Origin of the sequence: Clostridium sp. (genome assembly GCF_051654825.1) — a bacterium.
Taxonomy (GTDB): Bacteria; Bacillota; Clostridia; order Clostridiales; family Clostridiaceae; genus Clostridium.
The window spans coordinates 1-7,229 of the sequence record NZ_JBOFYU010000202.1; the positions used below are offsets into that span (position 1 = coordinate 1).

Annotated in this window: 6 protein-coding genes and 1 pseudogene; 1 reads left to right on the forward strand and 6 read right to left on the reverse strand. The window is 26.1% G+C overall.

The window, feature by feature from the left end; all coding sequences use genetic code 11:
- Positions 1-529: 529 nt before the first annotated feature.
- Positions 530-1,900 (forward strand): hypothetical protein, encoded by a 1,371-nt coding sequence (locus ACRDBA_RS11640; RefSeq protein WP_438573088.1) that lies wholly within the window; start codon positions 530-532, stop codon positions 1,898-1,900.
- A gap of 88 nt (positions 1,901-1,988) precedes the next feature.
- On the opposite strand, the gene ACRDBA_RS11645 is transcribed toward ACRDBA_RS11640, so the two are convergent.
- The 6 genes and pseudogenes from ACRDBA_RS11645 to ACRDBA_RS11670 form a co-directional block, all read right to left on the reverse strand.
- Positions 1,989-2,147 (reverse strand): DUF1540 domain-containing protein, encoded by a 159-nt coding sequence (locus ACRDBA_RS11645; RefSeq protein ID WP_438573089.1) that lies wholly within the window; start codon positions 2,145-2,147, stop codon positions 1,989-1,991.
- 111 nt (positions 2,148-2,258) lie between these two features.
- A pseudogene (locus ACRDBA_RS11650) lies at positions 2,259-3,161 on the reverse strand (NAD-dependent epimerase/dehydratase family protein).
- A 139-nt stretch (positions 3,162-3,300) separates the two neighbouring features.
- A complete protein-coding gene (locus ACRDBA_RS11655; RefSeq protein WP_438573090.1) occupies positions 3,301-3,501 on the reverse strand; it encodes a hypothetical protein in 201 nt (66 codons plus the stop codon).
- A 92-nt stretch (positions 3,502-3,593) separates the two neighbouring features.
- The gene (locus ACRDBA_RS11660) at positions 3,594-3,968 is read right to left on the reverse strand and encodes a DUF6262 family protein (protein ID WP_438573091.1); all 375 of its coding nucleotides are present in this window, start codon (positions 3,966-3,968) and stop codon (positions 3,594-3,596) included.
- Positions 3,968-5,935 carry a tyrosine-type recombinase/integrase gene (locus tag ACRDBA_RS11665; protein WP_438573092.1) on the reverse strand — a complete coding sequence of 656 codons (1,968 nt, stop codon included), beginning with the start codon at positions 5,933-5,935 and terminating at the stop codon, positions 3,968-3,970. The genes ACRDBA_RS11660 and ACRDBA_RS11665 overlap by 1 nt, the downstream gene beginning before the upstream one ends.
- A 1-nt stretch (position 5,936) precedes the next feature.
- Positions 5,937-7,067 (reverse strand): tyrosine-type recombinase/integrase, encoded by a 1,131-nt coding sequence (locus ACRDBA_RS11670; protein ID WP_438573093.1) that lies wholly within the window; start codon positions 7,065-7,067, stop codon positions 5,937-5,939.
- Positions 7,068-7,229 lie beyond the last annotated feature (162 nt).

Below are 7,229 nucleotides of genomic sequence, written 5' to 3' on the forward strand. Positions count from 1 at the left end.
TCATAATAAACCTCCCAAACGCAAACATATAACCTAGATTAAATTCACTTTATTTAAAATAAAGCCCATTTCTTGTGATTCCTAAGTTATATTAATTTTAGTCACTATATAAATAATTTTAGCATAATAAAAATAAAACATAGGCAAATTCACCTAAACTTCATATAGCAAGTAAAAAGAGCCATTGTTTCTTTTATAGAAACAATGGCTCTTTTAATTAAAAATCAAATTTTATACCTTCAAATAAAGCTTTCTCTTTAAAAAATAAGTGTGCCTATCTAAATTTAAAGCCTTATATTAACCCTGAACTATATTTACTTTAATCTTTATATAAACAATTTTACCATAACAAAAAGGTTAATTTTGTAATTATACCTATATTTCTATAGATTTAATGTAATATTTTGCTATAATTTAATTATATTTACTTTTGCTTCTTGTATATAAATATAACTTTAATTAATTGCTACAATAAAATCACATACTAGCTCTTCATTATCTATATAAAAAATTTTACATAGGAGGATCTATGAATAATAATTTAAAAGTTTTAGAAGATACTGAAATAAAATATTTTTGGCATAACACTATTAAAAATATCACACTTGGTTTTATGATGACATCAATGACATTTAGCTTTTTAGGACTACAATATATTTTACCTATCATAGGTGTAGTACTTTTATACAGTGGATTTCGTAATTTAAGAAATGAAAATACATCATTAAATACTTGCTGGATTTTTTCAATAATAAATGTATTTCTTAATATGTTAAATTTAATCTATATAACTACACCATTAAATGTAAACTTTCAATTCAATAACATAAGAATGTTACTGTTAATGGCTTTTCAATTAATCTTTCTTATTATATTTAGAAAAGGTCTATTAGATATTTTTAACAAGGCTAATACAACTATAAAAAAAGACCCTATTTTAAAGCTTATTATTTGGCAGGTAATTGTCTTAATTTGTGCAATAACTCAACTCGGACAAATTATATTTATATCAATCCCAATAATTATTTATTACTTTTATATTTTTAAATCTCTTTACAGCTTAAGCTATGATTTAGAAACTATTAATTATAAACCATTAAAAAATTCAAAAGGATTAAGCTACAATAAACTTCTTTTATTATATTCAATAAGCTGTGTATTAATAGTTTTACTTTGTTGCATACCATCAAATCACATTAAACTGGATTCTAAAGAAATTATTCAATCAAAATCATCTGAATTTAGAAGTATATTAATAAGAAAAGGTTTTCCAGGAAATATCCTTAAAGATATAGATGATGAAGATATTTCTATACTTCAAGATATAGTGCATATTGAAAGCTCTATGGAGGATTTAATTTTTGAAAGTAATAAAAAAACTGAAAAAAATATTTTAAGAGCAACAAGTATCTTTATTGAACTAAAAGATAGTGAAATGTATGTAATTGAACATTTTAATTGGAAAGATGGACATGCGTATTGGAATGATGGATTTAGAATTAGCTCTTCAGCAAATATAGAGCTTATAAATGGAAATTTATTATATGAAAATAAAGGTGCAAATTATAGTGCCTCTATACCAAGATTAAGTAATGAAATAATCCCTACTAATAATATTTTTGGATTTGAAAATGAAAATGATATAATCTCTGGTGCAATAAATTATCCATTTGGATCTATCAATCAAAGGGGATATGTTTTCTATAAATTAGACATTAGTAATGATATAGTATTGGGAAGTAATTTATTAAATTATACTCATTACAATAATCCATTTAGAATACCTTACTCGGAGCCAGAAAATGAAAACTTAATGTTTAATGATAAGTTAAAACAACATTACACAAACTTTAGAACTAAAGCTTATATAGATCAACACCAAAATTCAAATCAATTATAAATTAATTTACTAAGCATAATCTATAATTAAATTTTTATTCTCTAAATAAAAAACTGCTGTACTAATAAGTACAGCAGTTCTATATATATTATTTTTTTGCAAATGATAAGCAATCTGTACATTCTACAACTTTTGGATCTGGTTCATGAGTACCAACTTCTATTACATTTAATGTACAGTAATTTTCAGAACAATCATGATGTTTACATTGATTAACAACGCATTTTATGCTTGGGTTTTTTGACATAACAATTCACTCCTTAAAATTTATTTCAGTAGTATTTTGCCCTACAATACCTTTAATATTCTAAGGATAAAAATGTAATTTTTATTATAGTTTAAAACTATTCCAAGCTTCTTATTCAAAATTTTCTTTAATAAATTTAATATAATCCTTTTTTACCACATCATTTTGGTTATTTTTGTACCACTCATAAGATTCCTTTAATCCTTCATATAAGTCTTTTTCTTCTTCTAATAATCCAGCTTGTCTAGATACATCCAAGCTATATTCATAATCATGAAAGCTAAAATAATCTCTTTGATTATCATGATTTGTTACATATACTTTTTCTAAAGGAGTTCCTACTACTTTATAGCATAATTGCACAAATGTATTTATGTCTACTAACTCCGTATTTCCAACATTTAAAATATGCTCTTTAGGATGTTTTTCTAAAACTTTTTCAATAACCTTACATAAATCGTCTATATGAAAGAACTGCAACTTCATGCTTCCATCACCTGGTATGTAAAACTTTCTATTTTTTAATGCGCACTCAAATATAAATGGCTCTCTATATACATTTTGCATTGGCCCATATATGTAAGGTGGTCTTAATATATATGCATTTGGAACTTTTGAAAGCAAGTAATTTTCTGCTTCTATCTTATCTGTTCCCTATTTCCCCCATATAGTATTTAATCCAATACTTTGATTTTCTGAAAATGGCTGATGATTTGTTTCAGGATAAACAGCTGATGAACTTATAAATACATAATCTTTAAAACTATCAACTGCATCTAATATATTTTTAATATCATTTTGATTATATCCACATACATCTACTATGGCATCAAAAGAATATTCCTTTAGAGAATTATTCAAATTATTTCTATCTGCACATATTAACTTAACACCATCTAATTGTTTTTTACTTCCCCTATTTAATACATAAACCTCATAATTTCTTAGCTGAAAATATTTTGCTACATATTTACTTACAAATACAGTTCCACCAGTAACTAATATACGCTTCATAATACCCCTCCTATATTTTCCATTCACAAGATAATTATAGTATAAATCCTTTATAATAAAAATAAAAAGTGCCTATTTTTAACTGCTTCTACCAAATAGTCACCACTAGTTAAAAATAGACACTTTCACATTACTAATTTTATTCTAAAATTTCTTTAACTTCCTTTTCTGATATTTCACATATCTTTGCAATTTTACTTATAGATTCACCTTTAGCAGCAAGCTTAAATACTCTTTTAGTAATCTCTATGCCTTTTTCTTTACCTTCTATTAATCCTTCTTTTAATCCTTGCTCTCTACCTTCTTCTAACTTTTCTCTATCACGTTCTAAAAGTGTCATAAACTCCACCTCCACACTATATCTCGTGTACCTGTTTGTACACGGTTATATTTTGCTAGTTTTACACGTAAGCTACATATAAACAATGTAACTTACAGTGTTTCATATAATTTGCCTCTAATAAGCTCTAATTGTTCTTTAAGTTTTCTATTTTCTTGTTCTAATTCTTTTATTTTCTTATCTTTAGCTAATATTATAATATCCTTTGATTTAGAAGTTTTATCATATTTAGCTCTTTGGTTCATAGTTTTACTTAGTTGCTTCTGACGAAGCTCCTCGATTCTATTTTTAACGTCTTCATTATTATAGAGGTATGTTTTGGATACTCCACTTAATTGTGAAACACTATTAAAGTTAATTTTTTGTTCCGACAATGAAAGCTCTCTAATGGCTTTATCAACTTTTTCCAAGGTAATTTCACTTTTATGCTTTGCATATTCTTTTAGTCCTTTAGTGCTTCCGGCCATTATAAATCCTCCCTTGACTTACTGTTTTTATGAACTAATTTTTGTTCCTTTATCTTTCGTAGAGTTTCTTCCAATACACTTAAATATTGACTATTTTTTTCACACCAAAGATCTCTACCACATCTATTACTAATCTCAATTTGTAATTTAACCTTTTCTATTTCTTCCTCATATTCTGGTATATTTTCTATTGTAGTACAAAAACTTGCACAAGTTAAGCAATGATTCATCTGTTGCTTGCAAGGTAATTTAGAGGGTTTAAAGCATACCCCAAATGGAACTCTAACAGCATCTAAATTCTTCTTAACATATTCATATCTAATAAAATTTTCTCCAACATCTGTTGTTACATCTATAGCAGTTAATTCATTGGTTTCAGCATTAACATTAAATAGCTCTAGGTCCTCTGTATTCTTCCATTTCTCGTAAAGTATATTTTCACTAACAGTTGCATAATGAACAGTCATCTGTAAGCTCTGATGTCCTAAAATCTGTTGAATAACACTTATACCCACGCCTTGTTCTACGTACTCCTTAGCCCTTGTATGTCTTAAAGAATGTAATCTAAAATGATATAACTCACCATTACTATCTCTAATATCTTTTTTATCAATTAGCCTATTTATAGTTGCTAATAAAGAATGCTTCGCTAACGGTTTTCCTTCTAGTTTACCTCCATAAGTATTAAATAAATACTTTTTAGGATTATTTTTTTCTGTGCTAAGTTCTTTAGCTTTATCAATATCTTTTTGAACCATATTAGCAACTTTATCTCTTATAGGGATTTTAAGTTGTGCTATACCTGTTTTAGTTATTTCGCCACAAAGATAGTAATTATAATTTTGATCTTTATTATTCCATACCTGCTCTAAACAATTATTATATCTTAGGTTTAAAATATCTGTACCTCGCCACCCCGTTTCACGAAGTAAAATATACATAGGTATAAATTGTGGGCTATCTAATTCAGAAATATTCTTGTCTAATTGTTTCAATATAGGCTCTGGAATAAATTTAACTCGTTTAATGATATCATTTTTTCGTTCTCTTCTAGGAATATCATCAGTAAAAATTAATTTATTAATATCTTTTTTAGGTGCTTTATCATACTCAAATATTTGAATTTTTTCTATAAAAATTCTTAATTGTGATATGTACTTATTAGTTTCTTCTTTGGATTTATCACTTCTTTCACTCATTAACACTACTATATATTTTTCTATATCTTCTCTCGATAATTCCTCTAAAAAACCATCATTATACTTTCTTTCGTAAAAAGACTTAAAAAAGTAATTTAAATATGTTAACACATTATAGCAATGACTAAAAGACTTTTTAGTTATTATAGTTCTAAAATATTTTTTAACTAATTCTCTATAATAAACTGATATAAACATAAAGTTTAAGCAATTAGTTCCTGCCTTAGTGGCAGCAGCATTATATTTTACACCTTTAATATTTTTTACATACCATATATCTTTTTCCGTTTCCTCTCTATCATCATAAAAACTTTTAATAAATTCAAATATATGTGGTATAGAATTCATTTCTGTTGAGCTAATCTTATTATTTATTAATGAAAATCCGTTATCTAAAAGAAAATTTTTGAACTTTAATTCAAAAGATATTCTATCAAAATCCTTAAAACTCTGATAATTTTTGTAGCTCTTATTAAGGTGTTCTGAAAGATGTTTAAATGTTGTTTTTAACTTTACAATATATTTATCTTTAAGTAAGTTTTCCTTGAATGAATAAACTATATAATACTTCAACTCATTCTTTAAATATAGATTTTCAAATAAAGAAAAATCAATATTTCTATGACTCCAAACAACTTTACCTATAAAAAATTCCTCTGTTAAATCCCATTTATCATTATCTAACCAATATTTATTATCTTGCTTAAGATATTCAATTATTTGATCATATTTATTTTGTTGACGCTCTATCTTTTGTAAGTTATCCATATTATTCACCTTCTTTATAAATATCTAAATCTAAGTTCACATTCATCTCAGTTTTCTTAAACTCTCTTGATATCTCTTCATCTGAAGGGTGTATATAAGTATTCATTGTTGTGTAAATATTTTTATGACCAGCTCTAATTCTTAGTAGTTCTGGTTGCCAACCAGCCATTCTAAGAACTGTTAAAGAACTATGCCTTAACATATGTGGGGTAGCATATATACCGGTCTTCTTATTTAACATTCTAAATAGATTATCCACACCAGTATAAGTCATAGCTTTATTTTTATTATTACCACTAATTCTAATGAAAATATGATTAGTTTCAACATCTTCAGTATGATATTCAGCTATATATTCCATAAAAATATCTGCAAGATTTTGTGATATATCTATTCGTCTTGGGCTTGATATTGTTTTAATTTCAGCATTGTTTTCAAGTTGACCTCTATCTTTAAGATCTATAATTAGCTCACTAATATCAAAATCCTCAACCCATAATGACAAGGCTTCGCCGATGCGGATGCCGGTTTCATATAGTAAGGTTAATAAAAATTTATCTCTTAAATTATTACAAGTCTTTATAAGTGTTGTAATTTCACATTTAGATAAAGTTTTAGGTTTTGTCTTAGGAACTTTTATCCTTAATATACTACTTGTAACTTTCTTTTTGTCATAAGCTATGCCATATAAGAAGCCTTTAAAATTTCTACTTGGAGTTGATACAAAAGTTTTAAGCCTATCTGATATATTATTGCTATATTCCTCATGTCTTAAAATATAATCATAAAAAGCTAATACTGTATTTATAACAATATTAATCGTCCTTGGACTTCTTGCTGTATCGGTAGGGAGTACTGGTATAACTTTTAAACTTTCATAAGGATTCTGTAACCAATTAACAAACAAAGCTAAATTATCTATTGTTACATCTTGAAAATTAACTTGTTGTTGCTCCAAATATTCAAAATATAACTTTAAATGCTGACAGTACATTCTTAAAGTATTTCTTGAGTAGTTTGTATTATCCTTAAATCTAATAAATTTTAATACTGCTTTAATAGGAAATCCGTCACTATCTGCAAGATAGTATCTTTCTTTACCTTCATCAGTTTTAACTTTTACTACTTCCATACTTATTTTTCACTCCTATAGTTAGTTGTTTAATAACCATAGTGTTTACTATAATAACTACTTTTATTACTACCATTTATTCTGTAATCTTAGTTATTTATTCAAATAAAAACAGTACTTATATTACTATAAATACTGTTTAACTCGCTACACTATATTCCA

Bases quoted from the DNA above. Each gene is read 5' to 3' on its own strand.
- ACRDBA_RS11640 (WP_438573088.1), top strand. From the start codon at position 530: ATGAATAATAATTTAAAAGTTTTAGAAGATACTGAAATAAAATATTTT.
- ACRDBA_RS11670 (WP_438573093.1), bottom strand. From the start codon at position 7,067: ATGGAAGTAGTAAAAGTTAAAACTGATGAAGGTAAAGAAAGATACTAT.
- ACRDBA_RS11655 (WP_438573090.1), bottom strand. From the start codon at position 3,501: ATGACACTTTTAGAACGTGATAGAGAAAAGTTAGAAGAAGGTAGAGAG.
- ACRDBA_RS11660 (WP_438573091.1), bottom strand. From the start codon at position 3,968: ATGGCCGGAAGCACTAAAGGACTAAAAGAATATGCAAAGCATAAAAGT.
- ACRDBA_RS11645 (WP_438573089.1), bottom strand. From the start codon at position 2,147: ATGTCAAAAAACCCAAGCATAAAATGCGTTGTTAATCAATGTAAACAT.
- ACRDBA_RS11665 (WP_438573092.1), bottom strand. From the start codon at position 5,935: ATGGATAACTTACAAAAGATAGAGCGTCAACAAAATAAATATGATCAA.